18 protein-coding genes and 16 tRNA genes are annotated in these 23108 nt (G+C 69.4%); 33 read left to right on the forward strand and 1 reads right to left on the reverse strand.

The genetic code is table 11. The annotated features are described in order from the left end of the window. The first annotated feature begins 228 nt into the window (after nucleotides 1-228). From PZE19_RS03315 to PZE19_RS03385, 15 genes are all read left to right on the forward strand, one after another. Nucleotides 229-1005 carry a hypothetical protein gene (locus PZE19_RS03315; RefSeq protein WP_277859171.1) on the forward strand — a complete coding sequence of 259 codons (777 nt, stop codon included), beginning with the start codon at nucleotides 229-231 and terminating at the stop codon, nucleotides 1003-1005. Between the two features lie 320 nt (nucleotides 1006-1325). After that, nucleotides 1326-1745, forward strand: coding sequence for an NADH-quinone oxidoreductase subunit A (locus PZE19_RS03320; RefSeq protein ID WP_277859172.1), 420 nt, complete (start codon nucleotides 1326-1328; stop codon nucleotides 1743-1745). A gap of 71 nt (nucleotides 1746-1816) precedes the next feature. Next, a complete protein-coding gene (locus tag PZE19_RS03325; RefSeq protein WP_438269967.1) occupies nucleotides 1817-2416 on the forward strand; it encodes an NADH-quinone oxidoreductase subunit B in 600 nt (199 codons plus the stop codon). After that, a complete protein-coding gene (locus PZE19_RS03330) occupies nucleotides 2413-2952 on the forward strand; it encodes an NADH-quinone oxidoreductase subunit C (protein WP_277859173.1) in 540 nt (179 codons plus the stop codon). The genes PZE19_RS03325 and PZE19_RS03330 overlap by 4 nt, the downstream gene beginning before the upstream one ends. 58 nt (nucleotides 2953-3010) lie before the next feature. Then, on the forward strand, nucleotides 3011-4231 hold the full coding sequence (nuoD, locus tag PZE19_RS03335) for an NADH dehydrogenase (quinone) subunit D (protein WP_277859174.1): 1221 nt from the start codon (nucleotides 3011-3013) through the stop codon (nucleotides 4229-4231). Nucleotides 4232-4250: 19 nt separating this feature from the next. Beyond that, on the forward strand, nucleotides 4251-4802 hold the full coding sequence (locus tag PZE19_RS03340; protein ID WP_277859175.1) for an NADH-quinone oxidoreductase subunit NuoE family protein: 552 nt from the start codon (nucleotides 4251-4253) through the stop codon (nucleotides 4800-4802). 64 nt (nucleotides 4803-4866) lie between these two features. After that, a complete protein-coding gene (nuoF, locus tag PZE19_RS03345) occupies nucleotides 4867-6273 on the forward strand; it encodes an NADH-quinone oxidoreductase subunit NuoF (RefSeq protein WP_277859176.1) in 1407 nt (468 codons plus the stop codon). 70 nt (nucleotides 6274-6343) lie between these two features. Then, complete coding sequence (locus PZE19_RS03350; protein WP_277859177.1) at nucleotides 6344-8086, forward strand: NADH-quinone oxidoreductase subunit G; 1743 nt, start codon at nucleotides 6344-6346, stop codon at nucleotides 8084-8086. A gap of 65 nt (nucleotides 8087-8151) precedes the next feature. After that, entirely contained in the window at nucleotides 8152-9201 is a 1050-nt protein-coding gene (nuoH, locus tag PZE19_RS03355; RefSeq protein ID WP_277859178.1) for an NADH-quinone oxidoreductase subunit NuoH, read from the forward strand. Nucleotides 9202-9259: 58 nt separating this feature from the next. After that, nucleotides 9260-9847: a NuoI/complex I 23 kDa subunit family protein gene (locus tag PZE19_RS03360; RefSeq protein ID WP_277859179.1), complete on the forward strand. Its 588-nt coding sequence runs from the start codon at nucleotides 9260-9262 to the stop codon at nucleotides 9845-9847. Between the two features lie 37 nt (nucleotides 9848-9884). Further along, nucleotides 9885-10751 (forward strand): NADH-quinone oxidoreductase subunit J family protein, encoded by an 867-nt coding sequence (locus PZE19_RS03365; protein WP_277859180.1) that lies wholly within the window; start codon nucleotides 9885-9887, stop codon nucleotides 10749-10751. 41 nt (nucleotides 10752-10792) lie between these two features. Next, complete coding sequence (nuoK, locus tag PZE19_RS03370) at nucleotides 10793-11260, forward strand: NADH-quinone oxidoreductase subunit NuoK (RefSeq protein WP_277859181.1); 468 nt, start codon at nucleotides 10793-10795, stop codon at nucleotides 11258-11260. Nucleotides 11261-11328: 68 nt separating this feature from the next. Then, the gene (gene nuoL, locus PZE19_RS03375; protein ID WP_277859182.1) at nucleotides 11329-13353 is read left to right on the forward strand and encodes an NADH-quinone oxidoreductase subunit L; all 2025 of its coding nucleotides are present in this window, start codon (nucleotides 11329-11331) and stop codon (nucleotides 13351-13353) included. Nucleotides 13354-13416: 63 nt separating this feature from the next. Next, complete coding sequence (locus PZE19_RS03380) at nucleotides 13417-15090, forward strand: complex I subunit 4 family protein (protein WP_277859183.1); 1674 nt, start codon at nucleotides 13417-13419, stop codon at nucleotides 15088-15090. 52 nt (nucleotides 15091-15142) lie between these two features. Beyond that, nucleotides 15143-16753, forward strand: coding sequence for an NADH-quinone oxidoreductase subunit N (locus PZE19_RS03385; RefSeq protein ID WP_277859184.1), 1611 nt, complete (start codon nucleotides 15143-15145; stop codon nucleotides 16751-16753). 52 nt (nucleotides 16754-16805) lie between these two features. Here the strand turns inward: PZE19_RS03385 and PZE19_RS03390 are convergent, their stop codons facing one another. After that, nucleotides 16806-17204 carry a VanZ family protein gene (locus PZE19_RS03390; RefSeq protein WP_277859185.1) on the reverse strand — a complete coding sequence of 133 codons (399 nt, stop codon included), beginning with the start codon at nucleotides 17202-17204 and terminating at the stop codon, nucleotides 16806-16808. 397 nt (nucleotides 17205-17601) lie between these two features. Here PZE19_RS03390 and PZE19_RS03395 point away from each other — a divergent pair. From PZE19_RS03395 to PZE19_RS03480, 18 genes are all read left to right on the forward strand, one after another. Next, nucleotides 17602-17673 (forward strand) — tRNA-Phe (locus PZE19_RS03395). A 76-nt stretch (nucleotides 17674-17749) separates the two neighbouring features. Further along, nucleotides 17750-17821 (forward strand) — tRNA-Glu (locus tag PZE19_RS03400). A gap of 18 nt (nucleotides 17822-17839) precedes the next feature. Next, nucleotides 17840-17912 (forward strand) — tRNA-Trp (locus PZE19_RS03405). A 12-nt stretch (nucleotides 17913-17924) separates the two neighbouring features. After that, a tRNA-Pro gene (locus tag PZE19_RS03410) sits at nucleotides 17925-17998 on the forward strand. 81 nt (nucleotides 17999-18079) lie between these two features. Next, nucleotides 18080-18151: transfer RNA gene (locus PZE19_RS03415), tRNA-Lys, on the forward strand. Between the two features lie 18 nt (nucleotides 18152-18169). Beyond that, nucleotides 18170-18240, forward strand: a tRNA-Ile gene (locus PZE19_RS03420). A 343-nt stretch (nucleotides 18241-18583) separates the two neighbouring features. Beyond that, complete coding sequence (locus PZE19_RS03425) at nucleotides 18584-20824, forward strand: DNA/RNA non-specific endonuclease (protein ID WP_277859186.1); 2241 nt, start codon at nucleotides 18584-18586, stop codon at nucleotides 20822-20824. 67 nt (nucleotides 20825-20891) lie between these two features. Then, the gene (locus PZE19_RS03430) at nucleotides 20892-21689 is read left to right on the forward strand and encodes a hypothetical protein (protein ID WP_277859187.1); all 798 of its coding nucleotides are present in this window, start codon (nucleotides 20892-20894) and stop codon (nucleotides 21687-21689) included. A gap of 354 nt (nucleotides 21690-22043) precedes the next feature. Beyond that, nucleotides 22044-22116 (forward strand) — tRNA-Lys (locus tag PZE19_RS03435). Between the two features lie 12 nt (nucleotides 22117-22128). Further along, nucleotides 22129-22201, forward strand: a tRNA-Thr gene (locus PZE19_RS03440). A gap of 56 nt (nucleotides 22202-22257) precedes the next feature. Then, nucleotides 22258-22328, forward strand: a tRNA-Gly gene (locus PZE19_RS03445). 35 nt (nucleotides 22329-22363) lie between these two features. Continuing rightward, nucleotides 22364-22444, forward strand: a tRNA-Asn gene (locus PZE19_RS03450). 9 nt (nucleotides 22445-22453) lie between these two features. Then, nucleotides 22454-22537: transfer RNA gene (locus PZE19_RS03455), tRNA-Ser, on the forward strand. Nucleotides 22538-22577: 40 nt separating this feature from the next. After that, nucleotides 22578-22648: transfer RNA gene (locus PZE19_RS03460), tRNA-Gly, on the forward strand. 1 nt (nucleotide 22649) lies between these two features. Then, nucleotides 22650-22720 (forward strand) — tRNA-Gln (locus tag PZE19_RS03465). Between the two features lie 23 nt (nucleotides 22721-22743). Beyond that, a tRNA-Gln gene (locus PZE19_RS03470) sits at nucleotides 22744-22817 on the forward strand. Between the two features lie 14 nt (nucleotides 22818-22831). Beyond that, nucleotides 22832-22905 (forward strand) — tRNA-Leu (locus tag PZE19_RS03475). Between the two features lie 39 nt (nucleotides 22906-22944). Then, nucleotides 22945-23019: transfer RNA gene (locus PZE19_RS03480), tRNA-Asp, on the forward strand. The last annotated feature ends 89 nt before the right edge of the window (nucleotides 23020-23108 follow it).

Below are 23108 nucleotides of genomic sequence, written 5' to 3' on the forward strand. Positions count from 1 at the left end.
CGATCGTCGCGACCGGCCCGATCGCCACGGCCTCCACGCGTTCTCCCGGACGTCGTTCACTTCGACGGTCGCCGCCGGCCGATGATCTCGGCGGGCCGGCCGGATCCGGGGCCGCCGCCGCGTCGCCGCGTCCGAAGCCTTCTCGCGAGGTCCGAGGCGACGTACAATGGAATGTGCGTCGTTGCGATCCGCCCTTCCCCGGCGACCCGTACGGTGGTGAGGCCTGTCATGATCTCGACACGACTGCGCGAAATGGTCGGCCTCCGCCCCGGAACCTGGGCCGCGGCGGCCGCCTTGCTCGGCCTCGCGGCCCTCGCCGGCGACGCCCGGGCCCAGGGGTTCGGGCCCGACCCGTTCCGGCCCTACAACTCGCAATACGACGCCTACGTCTTCGGCGTCGCGCCGGGCGCGCTCGACGGCGTCGGCAACCCGACCCTCAATCGCGCGGGAGTCCGCAACGCCAACCAGTTCCAGAGCGCGATGGACGGCGGCGACGATCGGACCGACCCCGGCAACCGCTACGACCGGGCGAACCGCGCGTACGACCGCGAGTACAACCGCCTCTATCGCCCCAACGTCAAGGCCGACGCCCGCTTCGACGCCCAGCGCGGCGAGGTCAGCGACATCTACTTCCGCTACCTCCGCGAGCGCGACCCCCGCAAACGTGCAACGCTGTTCAAGGAATACACCCAGGCGCAGGGCCGGGCCTCCCGCGAGCTGTCCGAGAGCCCCAACGCCCGGAACGCCCGCAAGCCGAGGGGCTCGGACGGCATCCCCAAGGCGCCGGGCCTCGACGAGCGGCCGACGCGGCGGGCGGGCACCACGCCCCCGCCCCCCGGCGACGACGAACCGCGGGCTTCGCTCTCGCCGACGCGCACGCGGAGGCCTTCCCGGCCCGCCGGAGTCCCCGCGGCCCCCGCAGCCGCGCCGACCCCCTCGGACGTCCTCGATCGCGCCCGTCGCTCCGACGGCCGCGCGACCCCGCCGCCGCCGGCCCTCCCCTGATCCCGGGACCCGGACGACGACCCGGACCCGCCGAGGGCCCGGGCCATTAACGCTCGGAAATCTCTAGAGCGTTGACGGTGGCGAAACGGACCTTACAATTGGACCGACGCCAGGACGCGTCTTGCGTGCATCGCACCCGAACGAATCCCGTCGAACACCTCCTCCAGTCGGTTCGACCTCGTCCCGGTGCGATCTCGGCGACCTCCCGATCGGGACTTCGCCCGGCACGCGGATCGCGTCTTTTTTCGGGACGGACTTTGTGAAACCCTTCACAAGGTCGCCGGCCCGACCGATCCATCGCGGGGGTCCCAGCCGAGACGATGAGCACCGACTTCACGCCGATCTTCCTGTTCCTGGCGATCGCCGTCGGCACCGGGCTGAGCATGCTGGTGCTGAGCGCCTTGCTGGGGCCTCGCAAGCGGACGCAGGTCAAGCAGATGCCGTACGAGTCGGGCATGGACCCGATCGGCGACGCCCGCCAGCGGTTCGACGTCCGCTTCTACCTGGTCGCGATCGCCTTCCTGCTGTTCGACGTCGAGCTGCTGTACCTGTACCCGTGGGCCGTGAGCCAGTGGAGCGCCGACCCGGCGCTCGCGGCCGCGACCGGCGGGTCGCCGCTGCTCGCCGGCATCCCGCCGATCTTCCGGGCGATGGTCTTCTGGGAAATCATGGTGTTCGTGGCGATCCTGACGGCGGCCTTCGCCTACGCCTGGAAGAAGGGGGTCTTCGAATGGCGCTGAACATGGGCCGGCCGGCCTCGGACCTGATCGTGACGCCCGGCGACGAGCCGGAGATCCCGGACAACGTCTTCATGACGACGATGGACTCGGTCGTGAGCTGGTGCCGCAAGCACAGCCTCTGGCCGATGCCCTTCGCCACCGCCTGCTGCGGCATCGAGCTGATGGCCGTCGGCGCCAGCCGCTTCGACCTGGCCCGGTTCGGGGCCGAGGTCATGCGGTTCAGCCCCCGGCAGTGCGACCTGATGATCGTCGCCGGCCGCGTGGCCATGAAGATGATGCCGGTCCTCCAGCGGATCTGGCTGCAGATGCCCGAGCCCAAGTGGTGCATCAGCATGGGCGCGTGCGCCAGCACCGGCGGCATCTTCGACACGTACGCGGTGGTGCAGGGGGTCGACCGGTTCATCCCGGTGGACGTCTACATCCCCGGCTGCCCGCCCCGGCCCGAGCAGATCCTGCGGGCCGTGATGGACCTGCAGGCCAAGGTCCAGCGGGGCGGCACGACCTTCGGCAACGAGGGGCTCGCCGAGCTGCGGGCCCGCGAGAAGTACATCCTGGCCCAGCGCGAGGCCGCCCCCGGCGCCGGCATCGCCGACGAGCGCGGCGACGAGGACCGCTTCGGCTACCGCCTACCCGGCGGCCCGGCGCAGCTCGGCCTCGAGGAGACCCGATGAGCACCGCCGCCACGCCCTCCGCCGACGTCGCCGCCGACGCCGCGATCCTTTCGGCCCTGACCGCGAGCCTCGGCGACGGCGCCTTCACCGTCGCCCGCTTCCGCGACAACATCCGGATCCATGTGACGCCCGAGCGGCTGATCGAGGTCCTCACGGCCCTCAAGACCCGGTGCGGCTGCGTCTACCTGGCCGAGCTGGGCGGGGCCGACTACCTGAAGTACCCGGGCCGTTCCGGGACCCGTTTCGAGGTCCACTACGTCCTGCGGAACCTCGACACCTCGGGCAAGATCGTGGTCAAGGCGGGCGTCGACGACCCCGACCCCACGCTGCCCTCGGTCTATTCCCTCTGGCCCGGCGCGGACTGGATGGAGCGCGAGGTCTTCGACATGTACGGCATCCGGTTCGAGGGCCATCCCGACCTCCGCCGCATCCTCATGCCCGACGAGTTCACCGCCTTCCCGCTCCGCAAGGACTACCCCCTCCGCGGCCGGGGCGAGCGCCACAACTTCCCCAAGCTGACCCGCGAAGAGTCCTGACCCGCGACTCGCGACCCAGCGCCGACCGTTTCCCCAAGCGAGGCCCGAGAGAGACGTCATGCCGGCCCCCCTGCTCGACGAGCCCGAACTGGATTCCGAGGCCAAGCAGGCCACCTGGACCCTCAACTTCGGCCCCCAGCACCCCGCCACGCACACGACGCTGCGGCTGATCCTGGAGCTGGACGGCGAGCGGATCGTCAAGGCCACGCCCCACATCGGCTACCTGCACTCGGGCTTCGAGAAGCTCGGCGAGCACCTGAACTACAACCAGTACGTCACGATCGTCGACCGCAAGAACTACATCAGCCCGCCGATGAACGAGGTGGCCTGGCACCACGCGGTCGAGAAGCTGATGGGCCTGGAGCTGACCCCCCGCTGCCAGTACATCCGGGTGATCATCGGCGAGCTGGCGCGGATCTCCGACCACCTCCTCTGCACGGGGGCCGCGGCCCTCGACCTGGGGGCGTTCACGGCCTTCCTCTACGCGTTCAACCTCCGCGAGCAGATCTACGACGTCTACGAGGAGATGTCGGGCTACCGCTTCCACCCCGGCTACACCCGGGTCGGCGGCCTGCTCTACGACTTCAACGACCGCGTGCTCGATAAGATCCGCAAGGTCCTGCACTCGTTCCCCCAGGTCTTCGGGGACATGAGCAAGCTCCTCTTCCGCAACCGGATCTTCCTGGACCGGATGCGGGGCGTGGGCTACCTGAGCAAGGCCGACGCCATCGCCTACTCGTGCGCCGGGCCGGTCGCCCGCGGCAGCGGCGTCCACTACGACCTCCGCAAGGACGCCCCCTACCTCGCCTACCCCGACTTCGATTTCGAGGTCCCGTACTGCGAGGAGGGCGACTGCTGGGCCCGGTTCATGGTCCGCATGGAGGAGATGCGGCAGAGCGTGAGCATCATCCAGCAGGCCATGGCCAAGCTCCCCACGGGGCCGGTCAACCTGCCGATCGCCGAGAAGCTGAACCTTCCCGACAAGGCGACGACCTACAACAGCATGGAGGGCCTGATCCAGCACTTCGAGCTGGTCATGCCCAACCGCGGCTTCGAGACTCCCGTCGAGGAGATCTACGCGGCCGTCGAGGGCCCGAACGGCGAGCTGGGGTATTACCTGGTGGCCGACGGGACGGAGTTCGCCTGGCGGGTCCGCACCCGGCCGCCGTCGTTCATCCACTTCTCGGTCTTCCCGCACATCATCAAGAACCACATGCTCGCCGACGTCGTGGCCGTCCTGGGGAGCCTGAGCATCATCGCCGCCGAGCTCGACCGCTGATCGCGAGGAACACCGCCCGATGCCAGCCGAAGCACCGTCCCGACCGCCGCTACCGCAGCCGCAACGGATCGCGATCCTCACGGAGCCGCTGAAGGAGAAGATCCGTTCCCTCTTCCCGCGCTACCCGAGCAAGCGGGCCGTGACGCTGCCGGCGCTGCACCTGGTCCACGAGCACCTGCGCTGCGTCCCCTTCCAGGCGATGGCCGAGATCGCCGAGATCTTGGAGATCACGCCGGCCGAAGTCCACGACACGATGAGCTTCTACGGCTTCTTCCCCCAGGCCCCGCTGGGCGACGTCCGGGTCTGGGTCTGCCGCTCGATCTCGTGCATGCTCCGGGGCGGCGACGAGCTGCTGGAGCACGCCTGCCACCGCCTGGGGATCCACCCCGGCGAGACCACCCCCGACGGCAAGATCACCGTCGAGTTCGCCGAGTGCCTGGGGATCTGCGACCACGCGCCGGCGGCCCTGGCCGACGACGGCCGGGTGTACGGCCCCCTGGACGAGGCGGGCGTCGACGCCATGCTCGACGAGCTGAAGCTCGGCCGCAAGGACGACCCGCCGCGGGTCTGATTTCGACGCCGACGCCCCCCGGCCCTTCGCACCGATCGCCGACGTTTCTGGAGACCCCAAGCCCGTGGCCAAGTTCGACCCCGTCCTCAGCCGCAACTGGAACGTCCCCGACGCCCACACGCTCAAGGTCTACGAGTCGCGCGGGGGATATCAGGCCGCGCGCAAGGCGTTGACGACGATGGACCCCGACGCCGTCGTCAACCTCGTCAAGGACTCCGAGCTGCGGGGCCGCGGCGGCGCGGGCTTCCCCTGCGGCCTGAAGTGGACCTTCCTGCCGAAGGACCGCAAAGAGACGCTGATGTGCGTCAACGGCGACGAGAGCGAGCCGGCGACGTTCAACAACCGCTACCTCCTGGAACTGGACCCCCACATGTTCCTGGAGGGGATCCTGATCTCCTGCTTCGCCACCCGGGCCTCGACGGCCTACGCCTACCTGCGGTTCGAGTACATCAAGGGCGCCAAGATCCTCGAAGAGGCGATCGCCGAGGCCCGCGCCGCGGGGCACCTCGGGAAGAACATCTACGGCACCGGCTTCAACCTCGACGTCTGGGTCCACCGCGGGGCGGGGGCCTACATCTGCGGCGAGGAGACGGGCCTGATCGAGAGCCTGGAAGGCAAGCGGGGCTGGCCCCGGATCAAGCCGCCGTTCCCGGCCATCGAGGGCGCCTTCCGCAAGCCGACGGTCGTCAACAACGTCGAGACCCTCTGCTGCGTGCCGCACATCGTCGAGCGCGGGGCGGCCTGGTTCAAGTCGATCGGCACGCCCAAGAGCTACGGCCCCAAGCTGTACACGGTCTCGGGCCACGTCGAGAAGCAGGTCTGCGTCGAGCTGCCCCTGGGCGTCACCTGCCGCGAGCTGATCGACGAGCACGCCGGCGGCGTCTGGAAGGGCCGCAAGGCCAAGGCGGCGGTCCCCGGCGGCATCAGCATGGGCCTGCTCTCGGCCGACGAGCTGGACACCCCGCTCGACTTCGAGAGCCTCCGCAAGCCCGGCTGCCTGGGCCTGGGGACGGCCGCCGTGACCGTGATCGACGACCACACGCCGATCATCGACTACCTGGTCAACACGGCCCGCTTCTTCGCCCACGAGAGCTGCGGCCAGTGCACCCCCTGCCGCGAGGGGACCGGCTGGATGAACAAGACGATCCACCGCATCAAGAACGGCGGCGGCCGGGTCGAAGACCTCGACGTCATGCTCCACCTGGCGAACAACCTGGGGATCATCCCGGGCACGACCATCTGCGGCCTCGCCGACGGCGCCGCCTGGCCGATCAAGAACGCCCTGGCCAAGTTCCGCCCCGAGCTGGAGGAGTACATCCGGACCCACCAGACGCCGGGCGCCGGGCCCACGCCGCTCCAGCTCGACATCGCCGCCGGCCGCCGGGTCGACCTCGTCCAGCTCGCGCCCGCGATCGCCGCCGCGGCCCCGCCGGCCGCCGCCCTCCACTCCCCGGGGCGGCCTTCCGCCTGAGCCGAGCAGCCCAGCCCGCCGGACCGCGACGAGCTTTCCCCTTACAAGTCCCCCTGGACCGGAACGCACGATGGCCACGATCCTCATCAACGGCGCCGAATACCCGATCCCCGAGGGGGAGAAGCTCAACGCCATCCAGATGGCGAAGCGGGTCGGGGTCGAGATCCCCTACTACTGCTGGCACCCTGCGCTCTCGGTCGTGGCCAACTGCCGGATGTGCGAGGTCGAGGTCGGCGCCAAGGATCCCAAGACGGGCGAAGTGAAGATGATGCCCAAGCTCGTCCCCGGCTGCCAGACGCCGGCCAAGGACGGGACGGTCCTCGTCACCGACAGCCCCAAGGTCCGCGAGCACCAGCGGATGATCATGGAGCTGCTCCTGATCAACCACCCGCTCGACTGCCCGGTCTGCGACCAGGCCGGCGAGTGCGGCCTGCAGGACTACAGCTACAGCCACGGCCAGTCGACCCACCGCTTCGTCGAGGAGCGGATCGTCAACCCCAGGAAGGACGTCTCCGACCTGATCCAGCTGAACCAGGACCGGTGCATCATGTGCACCCGCTGCGTCCGGTTCACCCGCGAGATCACGCAGACGGCCGAGCTGCAGGTCACCCGCCGCGGCAACCACGCCGAGATCGCCACCTTCCCCGGCGTCACCCTCGACGCCAACCCGCTCGCCGGCAACGTCGTCGACGTCTGCCCCGTCGGCGCCCTGCTCGACAAGGATTTCCTCCACAAGCAGCGCGTCTGGTTCCTGACCAAGCACGAATCCGTCTGCACGCTCTGCTCGACCGGCTGCAACGTCAGCGTCGAGGAGAACAAGGGGAAGGTCTGGCGGGTCAAGCCCCGCAACAACCCCCACGTCAACGACTACTGGATCTGCGACGAAGGCCGCTACGGCTACAAGAACGGCGCGGCGCCCGACGACCTGCTCGGGGCCATGTACGTCCTGAAGGGGGACGACCACGTCGCCGCGCCGATCGCCGAGGCGCTCAAGGTCGTCGCCCGCGGCTTCAAGCAAGCGGTCGTCGAGGGCAAGGCCGTCGCCGGCGTCCTCTCGCCGTTCCTGACGGTCGAGGAAGCGTATTTGATGGCCCGATACCTGAAGGACCTGACGCCGGCCTCCGTGCTGGCCGTCGGGCCCGTCCCCACGCGCGGCCAGGACCGGACCTTCGCCCCCGACAAGTCGAGCGGGCGCTCGGGCGACACCACGTTCCTCAACCCCCGGCCGTTCACGATCCACGCCGAGAAGGCGCCCAACGCCCGCGGCGTCCGGGCCGTTTTGGAGCACGTCCAGGGCTCGGTGGTCGAGTACGACGAGCTGCTCAAGAAAATCGAGGCCGGCGAGATCGGCGCCCTCTACGCGGCGTCGGGCTCGCCCCAGGACTGGATCGACGAGGCGACCGCCGCGGCCGTCCGGGCCAAGGTCGGCTTCATCGTCCTCCAGGATTCGCGGCTGAGCGCCCTGGCCCACAAGGCCGACGTCGTGCTGGCCGGCGGGACGTATGCCGAAAAAGCCGGGTCGTACGTCAACGCCGACGGCCGGATCCAGTACGCTGAAGCGTCGCTGCCGCCCCGCGACGGCGCGCTGCCGGACCTCGACCTGTTCGCGATCCTGCTCGACCGCCCCGGCCCGGCGCGTTCGAGCGAGGTCCTGGCCGAGCTGGCGGCGGCGGCCCCGGCCTTCGCCGCGGCGAAGGGGGGCGTCCTGCCGGAGTACGGCGCGTCGCTGGACGCCGCGGCCCCGGCCGAGGACGGCCCGCCGCCGTTCGTCGACGCCTGGTACACGGCGATGGGCGCGGCCAAGACCCGCTGAGTAGTCGGCGCGGCGACGACGTGATCGATTCGGAAGTTCGGCGACGAGGGGGCGAGGACGAGTTCATGACGATCTGGGTGCTGATCGGGATCCTCATCAAGATGCTGGTGGTCGTCGGCGTGACGCAGGGGGCGGTCGCGTACCTGATCCTCGTCGAGCGCAAGATCGCCGCCTACGCCCAGGACCGCATCGGTCCCAACCGCTGCGGCCGCGAGATCGGCGTGCCCTTCGCGCTCATCCAGCCGCTGGCCGACGGCGCCAAGATGCTCCTCAAGGAGGACGTCGTCCCCAAGTACGTGACCAAGCCGCTCTACATCCTGGCCCCCTGGATCGCCATCGCCACGGCCATGATCGGCTTCGCCGTCGTGCCGTTCGGGCCGGTCGGGCCGAACCAGATCATCGACTTCCAGATCGCCCCCAACGTCGACATCGGCATCCTGTATGTGCTGGCCGTCGGCAGCCTGGCGGTCTACGGCGTGATCCTGGCGGGGTGGGCGTCGAACAACAAATACGCGTTCATCGGCGGCCTGCGGTCGAGCGCCCAGCTCATCAGCTACGAGATCCCTCTCGGCCTGTCGATCCTGGGCATGGTGCTGATCGCCGGCTCGCTCGACATGAACCGGATCATGGCCTGGCAGAGCCGCCACGTCTGGGGGATTCTCGTCCAACCCCTGGGGTTCATCCTGTTCTTCACGAGCGCGTTCGCCGAGACCAACCGGCTGCCGTTCGACCTGCCCGAGTCCGAGCAGGAGCTGGTCGGCGGGTTCCACACCGAATACTCGGCGATGAAGTTCGGCATGTTTTTCCTCGGCGAATATCTGCACGTGATCACGGTCAGCTTCATCACCGTGATCCTGTTCTTCGGCGGCTGGGACGTCCCCTTCGTGACCTCGCCCGACCAGTCGGGGTTGCTCTGGGCGATCGTGAAGGTCGGCGTCATCACCTCCAAGGTCGGCCTGGTGATCCTGTTCATCATGTGGGTCCGCTGGACGCTCCCCCGGTTCCGCTACGACCAGCTCATGGACCTGGCCTGGAAGTCGATGATCCCGCTGGCCCTGATCAACCTCGTGATGACGGCCGGGATCGTGCAGCTCGTCCGGACGTACTGGGTCTGAGCCGGCCCCCATTCGAATCGAAGGCCCCCGCCGCGGCGGCCCCAAGGAGCCCTGGAACGTGCGAGTCGACGACCCCAAGCTGAAGAAGATCGAGCCGCCGACGATGTCCCTGGGGGACCGGTTCTACCTGCCCCAGGTGGCCGCCGGCCTGCTGGTAACCGCCAAGCACATCTTCGGGGTCGCCTTCCAGGACAAGGCGATCACCGTCCAGTACCCCGAGCAGCAGCACGTCCCCAGCCCGGTCTACCGCGGCGTGCACCGGCTCAACAAGGACGAGGAAGGGCGGCCTAAGTGCGTCGCCTGCATGCTTTGCGCCACGGCCTGCCCGGCGCACTGCATCGACATCGTCGGCGCCACGGCCCCGCCGAGCTGGCCCGACCGCGAGAAGTACCCCGAGAGCTTCGTCATCGACGAGCTGCGCTGCATCTACTGCGGCATGTGCGAGGAGGCCTGCCCGGTCGAGGCCATCGAGCTGACCGGGCTGTACGACCTCACCGGCCTGAGCCGCGAGGAGATGATCTTCGACAAGGCCAAGCTGCTCTCCGTCTTCGACGTGACCCGCGACGCCGAGCCGATGAAGTTCACCACGCCCCCGCCGGCCGGCCGCCCGACGCCCACCCAGGCGCTCGACTCGCCCGTCAGCTGAACCCCGGACCGACACCCCTACGAAGCGGCGAAGTCTCATGACGAACGGTTCCTTCATCCTGGCGACGATCGGCATCCTGCTGGGCGCGACGGGGACGTACCTCCTGCTGCCGCACCGCCGCGGCGAGGCCAAGCCGCGGACCCTCTACATCCTGGGCGGGACCTTCGCCGGCCTGGGCCTGATCGGCTTTTTGCTGCTGCTCACGCCGCCGGCCCTCTCGCCGCTGGCCGACTTCGTCGCCGGGTCGTTCTTCTACATCTTCGCCGCCGGCGCGATCGGCGCGGGCGTGATGACGGTGACCAGCCGGAACCCGGTCTACAGCGCCCTCTGGTTCGCGGGCGTCGTGGTCTCGACCGCCGGGCTGTTCCTGCTGGCCGACGCCCAGTTCCTGGCCGCGGGCTCGATCATCGTCTACGCCGGGGCGATCATCGTCACCTTCCTGTTCGTGATCATGCTCGCCCAGATGGAAGGCAAGGCCGTCTACGACCGCGCCGCGCGGTCGCCGGGCCGGGCCGTCTTCACCTGCTTCCTGCTGCTCTGGTCGCTGGCCTACTGCCTGGCCACCCTGCCGGGCGCGGAGCCGTCCGACGCCGACTCCGTCGTCTCGGCCCGCCAGCGCCTGCGGCGCGGCCGCGAGCTGGCGTCGTTCTACCCCGAGGGCGGCCCGGCCCAGGCCCGCATCGCCCTCGAACGCTCCCTGCGGCCGACCTCGTCGCTGTTCGTCGACGGCGACCCGATGAAGCCCAAGCCCAACGTCGCCGGGCTGGGCGAGGCCCTCTACACCGACAACCTGCTGGCGGTCGAGCTGGCCGGGGCGATCCTGTTCGCGGCCCTGATCGCCGCCGTCGTGATCGCCAACCCGCGGCCGATGACCGCGCTGCCGGCCTCCAAGTCCGACGCCTGAAAACCGCCCCTTCCACCGGAACCCGACGGACGAAGCCAGCCATGACCGACCCGTTCTCGCTCGAGCTCCTGACCAACTACCTCCTCGTGAGCGCGGCGCTCTTCGCGCTGGGGATGTTGGGGTTCATCGCCCGGCGCAACCTGATCGTCATGTTCCTGTCGGCCGAGATGATGCTGCAGGGCGTGGCGCTGTCGCTGGTGGCCTTCGGGCGCTACCACGGCAACTGGAGCGGCCAGGTCTTCACGATCGTCATCCTGACCGTGGCGGCGTGCGAGGCCTCGATCGCCATGGCCCTGGTCGTCGTCCTGTTCAACCGCCGCTCGTCGCTCGACGTCACGCTCTGGCAGGACGTCCGCGAGGCCGGCGTCGCCGGCACCGAGCTGGCCGACGAGGAGGCCGAGGCGGCCCCGCTGTCGACGGCCGACGGGATCGAGACGTATCCCCACCTGACCCCCGCCGGCGTCGAGCCGGCCCACCCGATCCAGCCCTGGACCGAGCGCCGTCGCTGAGGACGGACGCCGGTGCGTCCATCGACGATGACGAGGCGAGCGAGACGAGACCAAAGAGGAGCGGCGCAGTGGGTTTCTTCGTGCAGAACGTCTGGCTGATCCCGTTCTTCCCGCTGCTGGGCGGCCTGATCGCGGCCGCCGTCGGCCGGCGGGCGGGCGTCAACGCGGCGCTCCCGGTGGCGGCCGGCGTCGCGTTGGCCTTCCTGGTCTCGCTCGGGGCCTGGATCACGGCCGACGCCGAGAAGACCGTGCTGGTCTCGAAGTGGATCGCGGCCGGCTCGCTCGTCGTGCCGATCGAGTTCCGGGTCGACGGCCTGACGACGCTGATGCTGTCGATGGTCACGTTCGTCTCGACGCTCGTCATCGTCTTCGCCTCGGGGTACATGAACGGCGACCCGTCGTACCCCCGGTTCTTCGCCCTGATCGGCCTGTTCGTCTTCTCGATGACGGGGCTGGTGCTCTCGAACAACTACCTGCTCACGTACGCCTTCTGGGAGGGCGTGGGCGTCTGCAGCTACCTGCTCATCGGTTTCTGGCACACGCGGCCCTCGGCCGCCGCCGCGGCGATGAAGGCGTTCATGATCAACCGGATCGGCGACGTCGGCTTCGCGGTCGCCATCTTCTGGCTCTGGTCGATCGTCCCCAACCACGACCTGAGCTACCAGAACGTGCTGGCCGAGTCGACGCTGCATGGGTTCTCGGAAGCCGCCAAGGTCGGCATCCCGCTGCTCCTCTTCTGGGCCGCGACCGCCAAGAGCGCGCAGATCCCGCTCTACGTCTGGCTGCCCGACGCGATGGAAGGACCGACGCCCGTCTCGGCCCTCATCCACGCCGCGACGATGGTCACCGCCGGCGTCTACCTGATCGCCCGCTCGACGCCGCTGGTCGCCCAGGCCCCCGGCGTGCAGCTCCTGATCTCGATCATCGGCTGCACGACGGCCCTGCTGGCCGCGCTGATCGCCCTGACCCAGAACGACCTCAAGCGGGTCATGGCCTACTCGACGGTCAGCCAGCTCGGCTACATGTTCATGGGGCTGGGCGCCGGCGTGGGCTCGGTGGCCCGGCTGGCGATGGTCGCGGCGATGTTCCACCTGTTCACCCACGCCTTCTTCAAGGCCTTGCTCTTCCTGGCGTCCGGCAGCGTGATGCACGCGATGGGCGACGTGATCGACATGAGGCGCTTCCGGGGCCTGCGGCATCGCCTGCCGTACACCTGTGGGACGTTCGCCGTCGGCGGCCTGGCCCTGGCCGGCGTCTTCCCGATGGCCGGCTTCTGGAGCAAGGACGAGATCCTGCTCGCCCTCGAATCGGCCCCCCACGCCGCCCACGAGGTCCACTTCGAGTACGGCTGGGTCTACAACGTGATCTACTGGGTCGCGATCTTCACGGCCTTCCTCACCGCGTTCTACACCTTCCGGGCCTTCTTCATGACCTTCTGGGGTCCCGAGAAGCTCCCCGGCGCCGACGACCCCGAGGCCCCGCCGGTCGACCCCCAAGCGGCGCACGGCCACGGCCACGACGAGCACGCGCATGACGACGCGCACGGCGGCCACCACGTCGGCGAGGAGTCGCCGCCGATCATGACCTACCCGCTGCTGATCCTGGCCGGTTGCGCCGTGCTGGTCGGCCTGGCCTTCGGCCCGACGGGCTGGTTCGAGGGGCACCTGGAGCACACGCTCGGCTTCGAGGGCCTCCCCGAAGGCCACCACGCCTTCAGCTGGGGGACGGCCCTGATCAGCACGATCGCGGCCGTCGCGGGGATCGCCCTGGCCTACCGGATGTACGCCGAGCCCAGCCCGGTCCCGGCGCGGATCGCCGGCTCGGTGCAGCCGCTGTACCGGGCGTCGCTCGGCAAGTTCTACATCGACGAGATCTACCACGCCACCGTCATGAAGCTCGTGCAGTTCCTGGCGGCGGCCTCGCGGGTGTTGGACGTCCGGCTCGTGGACGGCATCGTGACGGGGGTGGCGAAGCTGCCCCGGATCGCGGCCCGCGAGGTCTTGGCGAAGTATCAAAACGGCCTGATCCAGTTCTACGCGGCGGCTTCGGCCCTGAGCGTCGCGGTGCTGCTCTGGGTGCTGCTCTTTTCCTGAGGATCCACCACCCGCACGCGAGGGCGACGGCCGAGCGGCGCAGGCTTCCCGAGGATGGTTTCGATGGCGACACTGTTGGCGATCACCGTTTTCCTCCCCCTGATCGGCGCGCTGGCGCTCGTGCTGGCGCCCGGCCTCGACCGGGGGGCGGCCCGCAAGATCGCGCTGGGCGTCACCCTGACGACCTTCGGGGCCTGCCTGGCCCTGCTCGCCGGGTTCGAGCCGGCCGTGACGTCGCCGCAGTTCGCCGCGATCTCCGAGGCCGCGGGCGGCCGGACGCTCTACGGCTGGGGCTGGCTGAGCCGGCCGGACGTGCGGTTCGCGCTGGGGCTCGACGGCATCTCGATCTGGCTGTTCGTGCTCACGGGCCTGCTGATGATCACGGCCGTGCTGTCGTCGTGGGAGTCGATCAAGGAACGCGCGCCGCTCTACTACGCGTTCCTGCTGGCGCTTGAGACGGGCCTGCTCGGCCTCTTCGGGGCGCTCGACGTGGTGCTCTTCTACATCTTCTTCGAGTTCACGCTGATCCCGCTGTTCTTCCTGATCGGCCTGTGGGGCGGCCCCGAGCGGCAGCGGGCTTCGGTCTACTTCTTCCTGTACACGCTGGCGGGGAGCCTGCTGACGCTGCTGGGGGTGATCTCGCTGGTCATCGTCCACATGCAGTATTCGCCGAATCACGTGCTCACGTTCTCGATCCCCGAGCTGACCCACGGCCTGGCGACGCTCCCCTGGCCGGAGTGGTACAAGGTCGACTCGTGGGCGAGCCCGCAGGTCCTCATTTTCCTGCTGCTGCTGGCGGGGTTCGCGGTCAAGGTGCCGCTCTTCCCGTTCCACACGTGGCTGCCGCTGGCGCACGTCGAGGCCCCGACGGCCGGCTCGATCGTCCTGGCCGGCGTGCTGCTGAAGGTCGGCAGCTACGGCCTGATCCGCTTCAACATGGCGATGACCCCCCTGGGGGCCTCGGCCCTCTTCCCGCTGCTGGCGACGATGTGCGTGGTGGGCATCATCTACGGGGCCCTCGCCGCGCTCGCGCAGACGGACATGAAGCGGCTGGTGGCCTACAGCTCGGTCAGCCACATGGGCTTCATCGTGCTGGGGATGCTGGCGATGAACGACGCCGGGCTCAACGGCTCGATCATCCAGATGGTCAACCACGGACTGACGACGGGCGCCCTGTTCGCCTGCGTGGGCGTGCTCTACGACCGCTACCACACCCGCGAGATGAACGCGATCGGCGGCGTGTGGAACCGCTTCCCGCTGCTGGCCTTCTTCTTCATCTTCTCGTCGATGGGGGCCGCGGCGCTGCCGGGCCTGAACGGCTTCGTCGGCGAGTTCCCGATCCTCGCGGGGATGTTCGCGGAGAGCTGGAAGACGGCCTCGCTGGCGACCCTGGGCATGATCCTGGGCGCCTTCTACCTGCTCTTGATGATCCGCCGCGTCATCTTCGGCCCCCTGGTCGAGCCCGTCGCCCACGGCGAGCACGGCGACGACCACGGTCACGGCCACGCGGACGTGCCGCCGATGGGCTGGTACGAGATCGCCGGCCTGACGCCGCTGGCCGTCCTGATCCTCTACATCGGCATCTTCCCCGAGCCCTTCTTCGCCCGCATCCGCCCGGCGGCGGAGGTCGTGACCCAGATCGGCCGGCAGGAGCGCGAGGTCGGCGAGAAGGCCCTCGCGGCGACGGTCCCGCCCGCCGCGCCGGCCCTGACGATGCGAACGACCGAACCCCGCTGACGCCGATATTCCTCGCCCGACGCCAACGCTTATCTTATACGGAAAGCCGGAGATGACCCTTCAGCTCGCCTACCATACGGTCCAGCAGACGCTCCTGGTCCTCTCGCCCGAGATCTTGCTGCTGGCCGTGGCCGTCGCCATGATGACCGCCGCGCCCTTCCTCCGCGTCTCGCGGCGGGGGTGGTGCGGACTGGCCGCCGTCGGCCTGGTCGCGAGCCTGCTCGCCCTGATCGCGACCCGCGACGTCCAGCCCGACGTCTACGTCGGCTCGGCCGTGAACGACGCGATGGCGTTCTACGTCCGGCTCTTCGTGATCCTGACCGGCCTCGTCCTGATCGGCCTGGCCCATCGCGAGCCCCCCGAGGACCGCTCCGCGGAGTTCTTCGGCTCGTTCCTGATGATCCAGGCGGGCGCGATGCTCGTGGCGGCCTCGAACGACCTGATCCTGCTGTTCATCGGCCTGGAACTGGTCAGCATCCCGACTTACCTGCTGCTCTACCTCTCGCGGCGGACCGCCTCGACGCAGGAGGCGGCGACGAAGTACTTCTTCCTGAGCATCTTCGCCTCGGCCCTTCTGCTCTACGGGATGGCCTTCCTCTACGGGATCGCCGGCACGACGAACCTCAAGGCGCTCTCGGTGCTGACGACCTCGCTGCCGTACGTGCCGCACCTCTGGCTGGGGCTGCTGGCGGTCGTCTTCATCATCGCCGGCCTCTGCTTCCGCGTGGCCGCCGTCCCCCTCCACTTCTACGCCCCCGACGTCTACCAGGGCTCGCCCGTGGTGATCGCGGCTCTGCTGTCGTGGATCCCCAAGGTCGTCGGATTCGTCGCCATGATCCGGGCCTTGACCTCGGTCCTGGCGTTCAAGGGGCTGGACGACGAGCTGGTCCACAAGACGGTGCTCCTCTGCTGGATCATCGCCGCGGCCACGATGACGCTGGGCAACGCCGTGGCGCTCCTGCAGACCGACCTCAAACGGCTGCTCGCCTACTCGTCGATCGCCCACGCCGGCTACCTGATGGTCGGCATCACCGCAGCCTTCGCGGGCGGGGCCGAGGGCTCGGCGTTCTACTACGGCGTCGAGGGCGTCCTGTTCTACCTGGCCGCGTACGCCTTCATGACGCTCGGGGCGTTCGGCGTCGTGCTCGCCCTCCGCAAGCGGGACGGCCGGCCGGTCACGACGATCGACGACCTGTCGGGCCTGGGCCTGACCCAGCCGGTGGTGGCCGTCGGGCTCACGCTCTGCCTGCTGAGCCTCACCGGCATTCCGGGCCTGGCCGGCTTCTGGGGCAAGCTGCAGATCTTCGCCTCGGCGCTCTCGGCCGCCTCGGGCGACGAGGCCCGGCCGCTGCAGGTGCTGGCCGTCGTCGGCATGCTCAACGCCGCGGTGGGGGCGTTCTACTACCTGCGGATCATCGTCCTGATGTTCCTCAAGCCGGCCGAGGAGCCGGTCGACGCCGTGGGCGGCTGGCCCGTCGCGCTGGCGACCGGGGCCTGCGTCTCGCTCTCGCTGCTGGTCGGCCTCTACCCCGCGCCCATCTCCCGGGCCTGCCGCGAGGCGGCCGTCGCCGCGAACGTCCATCCCGCCCCGGTCGCCGAGTCGGCCCCGGTGGTCGTCGGGGCCCGGGACGTCGCCCCGTCGCCCGCGCCGGTGCGGAACTGAGGGTCGTCCCGATCGCGGCCTGGCCGACCTGCGTTCCGGGCGCGGCGCCGGGTCAGGCCGCTTCGCGGCGCGTCGCCAGGGCCGCCGCGTGCGAGGGCCGCGACGCGAGCCATACGAAGGCGAGGCCGCCGAGCACGACGCCGAGCATGTCGAAGGTGCCGTCGGCGAGGCCGGCGTCGCGATTCACGAGCGGCGAGAGCTGTCCCAGCTCGGTGATCACGGTCAGGGCCAGGCCGGCCGCCGCCACGAGGAGGAGGCGCCTCGGGTTGCGCGACGCCATCAGCCAGAGGAAGGCGAAGCCCATGAACAGCGCCATGTGGACGAGCTTGTCGAGATTCGGGAGCCTGAACCCCGTCTCGCCGCCCGCCTTCTGCACGACGGCCCTGGGCATCCAGCAGAGCACCATGATCAGCAGGGTCCAGCTCAGCGCCGCGTAGAACCAGAGTCGCATGTTCGGCCCTCAGTGGTCTTCGTTCGCCCCGGCCGATCGACGCGGTCGTCGGCCCCCGGGGATTCGACATTCTAGCGTAAGCCGCGACGCCGACGCGCGATCGCCGCGCGGGAAAAAATCGCGACCGGCGCGAACGTGCGCCCAGATCCCGGCGTCTTCCTCGATGTGAGCGGACGGCGACGAAGCGGGGCCTGGATCGTGCCGGGCGTCGGTCGAGACGCCCTCCCGCACCTCTTGCCCCGGCACGGAGTCGCGCGATGAACCCGCAGCGGTCGCCAGGTCGTCGATCCCGGGGGCGAGCCTCACTGCCGGAAGCCTGCGGCCGATCGTGGTCGACTCCCCGCACAGGCCTCGCTCGTCCGCGAGACCGAGCCCCTTGCCTTTCCATCGCCTCGCCGGGTCGGTAGCTGAGACGGTCTAGCGCCGCGCTGAAAACGCGGAGAGGTGGATTCGAGCGCCACCCGACCCATCACGTCTCCCCGGCGACCGCCGGGGGCGCAGTCCCCGGCCCGCGCCGAGGGCTCGGCGCGACGTCGAACAGGAACGGCCCGTTCGTCTATCGGACAGGATGCCGCCCTTTCAAGGCGGCGAGGAGGGTTCGACTCCCTCACGGGCCGCTCGGGAAGAAAGACCACACGATCGGGGCGACTGGGGGCGCGGACGGTCTCCAAAACCGTCGTCTCGCGGGTTCGAATCCCGCCGGTCGTGCTCTGCTGCAGACGGGACGTGGGAAAGCCTGGGAATCCGCCTGCCTTGGGAGCAGGAGAGCGTCGGTTCGAATCCGACCGTCCCGATTCCGCGATCATCGATAGTGACCTTAAAAGACCATTATGAGTCAGGAAGTGAAATATGCACGAAAACGACGAGTCCGACCAGGGGTCGTGGTGTAACGGCCGCACATCGGCCTTTTAAGCCGGGAGGTGGGGGTTCGACTCCCTCCGGCCCCATGAGACGAATCGTGCAGGCGGCCCGCAGCTCCGGGGTGGAGCACCCGGCTGATAACCGGGAGGCGGAGGTTCGATTCCTCCCGGGCCGATCGGTCTTCGCCCGGGGGGGCGCGGAATCCGGATCGGACGTCCCGGGCCCGAGCGACGGGGCGGGGCGTCAGGTTTCAAGCTCGATCAACCGTTCGACCCCGCGATCGATCCGAAGAAGGACTGATGAAAACCTCGGCAATCGGGGGAAACCGCGACAAGGACTCGCTCGAGAGCCGTATAAGTGGCATGGATCGTCATATCTGAGGTCTCGTCGAGTCTGCGAATACCTGGTGGGACGGGCGGAGAGCCTTCGCCGATCTCGACCGGGCTCGATCGACCTCCGGTGGACGAGAGTCGGTCCGTCGCCGCCCGGAAGCTCCCTCTCCCAGATCGAGGTTCGTCATGGCCGCGCCGAAGAACGTCTACGCGTTCAGCTTGACCGAGGCCGTGGCCGCCGCGGACCGCTGGTCGAAGCGAGCCCATCAACATGAGAAATTCGAGCGGGCGGCTCGCAACAAGCAATACACCTCGCTCGACACCCCCGAGCGGTGTGCGGCGCGGGCGAACCGCCTGCTCGGCCGGCTGAAGCGCGCCGGATCGCGGCTGGCCGAGTCGATGGCGTCCGATTTCGACGAATCGACCGCCAGGCAGGTGGCCGCGGCCCGGGTCACCGCCCAGAACGTGAGCGACGCCCTGCTCGAACGCGTGATCGGGGGCACGCGGGATTTCCAGTTCGTCGAGTTCCTCGAACAGGCGACCTACGTCTGCAGGTCGGTCGGCCGCATCGTCACCAAGCTCGGCGGCGGGAGGATGGCCTACGGCACCGGCTTCATGGCCTCGCCCCGGTTGCTGATGACGAATCATCACGTGCTCCCGTCCCGGGACGACGCGGCCCGCAGCGTGGTCGAGTTCGACTACCAGCGCGACCGCCTGGGCCGGGCCGTCGCGGTCCGGAGCCTGCGGATCGACCCGGACGCGTTCTTCCTGAACGACGAGGACCTGGACTTCGCCCTGGTCGCGGTGGCGGCGGACGGCCGCGGCAGCCCGCTGGGCTATTACGGCTGGTGTCCGCTCATCAAGGAACTGGGCAAGATCGTCGCGGGGGAGCCCATCAACATCATCCAGCACCCGATGGGCGAGATGAAGCAGGTCGTCCTGCGCGAGAATCGGCTGATCGATTCCCTGGACGGCGCGGAGTCGTACCTGCACTACGAGGCCGACACCGAGCCGGGCTCGTCGGGCTCCCCGGTGTTCAACGACCAGTGGGAGGTCGTCGCCCTCCATCACAGCGGCGTGCCCAAGCGGAACACCAGGGGCGACCTGCTGGACGTCGACGGGAAGGTCTGGAAGGACGGGGACGATCCCTCGCGCCTCGAATGGGTGGCGAACGAGGGCGTCCGGGCGTCGAAGCTGGTCGAGTTCATCGCGAAGGCGACGGTCAAGCCCGCCGAGAGGCCGCTGCTGAAGGAGTTCCTGGAGGCCAGGCCGCCGGGCGAGGCCGACGGCCCCTCGACGCGTCGCGTCGAGGCCGGCCTTCGACCCGATCCCCGTCTCGAACCCGAACCCGAACGCGAGGACGAGCCGATGCCCAGGCCCGAGGTCGAACGCGGCGGCGACTCCGTGACCTTCACGATCCCCCTTTACGTCACGGTGAGCGTCGGCGCCCCCGCGGCGCGCGGCGCCCTGAGCGTCGAGCCGGTCGAGCCGGCGTCCGGCTTCAAGGAACGGGTCGTCCCCGACCCCGACGATCTGGATTACCGCGAGCGACCCGGCTACGACGCCGGCTTCCTCGGCTTCGAGGCGCCGTTCCCCCGCCTGACCAACGCGACGCGTTCCAAGGCGTTCGCGCTCCCCGGCGAGCAAGGCGTCGATCGATACCTGCTCAAGTACCACCACTACAGCCTGATCTTCAACAAGGCGCGAAAGCTGGCCTTCGCGGCCGGCGTGAATTACGACCCGAACGCCAAGGTCCTGCACCGGAGGGACGTGGACGGGGACAAGTGGTATTACGACCCGCGGGTGACGCCCGAGAAGGAGATCCAGGCCGGCGAGAGCCTCTACGCGGGGAACCCGCTGGATCGCGGGCATCTCGTGAGGCGGGCCGACGCGGGCTGGGGGGCGACGAAGCAGGAGGCCAAGCTGGCCAACGACGACACCTTCCACTTCACGAATTGCTCGCCGCAGCACGAGATCACCAACCAGGGGAAGACGAGCGAGGCCCCGCCGGGCCTGAAGTTGTGGGGGAACCTCGAAGACCACGTCGCGGCCCAGGGCAAGAAGGACAAGCGGAAGCTCAGCATCTTCAACGGCCCGGTCTTCCGGCCCTCCGACCGGAAGTACCGCGGCGTTCTGCTCCCCCGCGAGTTCTGGAAGGCGGTGGTGTTCGCGGACGACGAGGGGCGTCCCGCCGCGACGGCCTTCATCCTGACGCAGGCCGAGCTGATCCAGGACCTGCAGGAAGAATTCACGGTGGGGGAATACAAGGCCGTGCAGGTCCGCATCGCGGACCTGGAGGCGAGGACCGGCCTCGATTTCGGCCCCGCGTCCGGTTGGGACGTGTTGGAGCAGGAGGGCGCCGAGGAGCGCTTCACGGGCGACTCGGCCGCCGTCGTCCTGGAATCCCTCTCGGACGTCGTGTTGTGACGCGAACGCGCGTCGGGGCGTCGGGACGGGGATGGACCGGGGCCGCGTCATGCGGCGGGAGGCCGAGATGAAGCTGGCCGGCCGCGAGTACAAGACCATGATAGACCACGCCGCGTTCGTCGACCCGCGAGCGGCGGCCGACCTCTTCTGGACCGAGTTGGAGGAGGCCGCGGAGACGCCCACGCGCCGGCTGAAGGGCCGATTCGACCGGGAGGAGGGCCGCCGCGTCAGCTTCCTCGACACGCCCGACCTCTCCCTGCGCCGCAGCAACCTCGTCCTCCGCCGTCGGGCCGGCGAGGGAGGCGACCAGTACACCCTCAAGTGCCGCTCCGAAGACCGCTACGAGGCCGCGGGGACCGACGTCGACGCGGCTCCGGGCCTGGACGGCAAGTCGAAGCTCGAAGAAGACATCGCGCCCCCGTTCCTCTGTCGATTCTCCCATTCCTGCAACGCGAAGCTCCCGGGCGATCCGCCCGCGACCCTGGGAGACGCGGCGGCGCTCTTCCCCCTCCTCGGGCGCCTCGTCCACGACGGCCGCCCGCTCGCCCTCGACCTGCCGCTGCGGACCGTCCACGACGTCGTCGCGTCCGAGCGCGTCCTGACCGGGGCGAAGCTCGTCTTCGACCCCCCCGGCGAGCCCGCCGTGGAGGCGTCCGCGGCGATGATCGTCTGGTCGAACCCCAAGACGGCGAGGATCCTGCTCGCCGAATTCTCCTTCCGCATCAAGGCCGACGACGAGCGTTTCGGCTTCGCGGTCGCGGCCTCCGCCCGCTCGTTCTTCGAAGTCGTCCTGGGCCACGACTGGGCCCGGCCGGATTCCCGCTCCAAGACCGAGTACGTCTTCCGCGACACTCGCGGCGACTGAGGACGAGGGGCGAGGACCCCGCGCGTCGCGTCGATCCCGACTCGCTCCCCGTCCATCACTTCCGGCCCCCCACCTCGCACCCGCACCATCCGGCCCGGGGCGGGTCGACCGGCCGCGCGTTTGGGGCGACCTCCGTCCCCGTCGGCCCGATCGACGCCCGATGCGGCCGCTCCTCGCGATCGCGGCCGACGGGACGCCACCTCTCTTTCGGCGAGATCCGCGATTTCGCGCGAACACGGCGCGGGGGGACGGCGTCTGACTTGGCGTGCGGCGAACGAGTGAATGAAGTGAAAAGGCGAATGGATGTGGATGCAGGATGCAGGCGGCGCCCGCGCCGCGATCGAGGCCCTATCCGGGACCAAGGTGTTAGCGGCAGCACACCTGGCTCTTAACCAGGCGGGTGAGGGTTCGAGCCCCTCTGGTCCCATCGCGAAACGACGCGCCAGGGGGTCCGTAAGGACGGACGCCGCCCTCGTAAGGCGGAGGAGCGGGTTCGATCCCCGCCCGGCGCTCTGGGCTCCTTGACAATTCGGTTTTGAATTGAGTTATGAAAACATGAAATATCGACGCGCCCATGATGTAACGGAAGCCTACCGCCTCGCCATGGCGGACGCGCGGGTTCGACTCCCGCTGGGCGCTTGCCGTCGGCCTCTTGCGACGGCCTCTCGATCGGATCCAGGGTGGCGAAACGGCAGCCGCACTCCACTGTTAATGGAGCGCCCTCGGGCGTGGGGGTTCGACTCCCTCCCCTGGAGCTTGAGGACGGGAGGGCCAGCCGATCGGCGACGGCGCCCGATTCGAGATCGGGTGAGCGATGAGCCCTGGGGGTTCGAATCGCTCCCCTTCCGCTGGAGGAGTTTGATGAATTTCGACTCCGACGCCTCTCACGCGTCCCTGGCCGAGCGGTCAGGCGCCGGCCTTCCAAGCCGGCCAGGCGGGTTCGACTCCCGCGGGGCGCTCTCGGGAATCGGCTAACGGCAGGCCCCCCGACTTTGAATCGGGCGATGGAGGTTCGAGTCCTCCTTCCCGAATGGCGGGGGGCGCGCCGACCGACTCCGGGGCGGTCGCGGCTGGTCGCGACGCCAGGCTCTGGACCTGGAGGCGCTGGTTCGATTCCAGCCCCCGGAATTCGACGCGATCGCGGCTCGGTAGGCAACCGGCAGACCACTCTCGCTCAGACCGAGAGATGCTGAGGGTTCGAATCCCTCTCGAGCCATCCCGGGGCGACGCCCGCGCGTCGCGACGGGGACGACACGCCCTCGTGGAGCAGTCCGGAGTGCTCGCCGCCTTGTCAAGGCGGAGGCCGCGGGTTCGAATCCCGCCGGGGGCGCTCGGATGGAGAGTCGGTGAGTTGTTCATCCCCAGGCGCGGCCGGCGCCCGGCCGTCCCTCATGAGGACGGCTCCCCCGGATCGACACC

This window comes from Paludisphaera mucosa (genome assembly GCF_029589435.1).
GTDB lineage: Bacteria > Planctomycetota > Planctomycetia > Isosphaerales > Isosphaeraceae > Paludisphaera > Paludisphaera mucosa.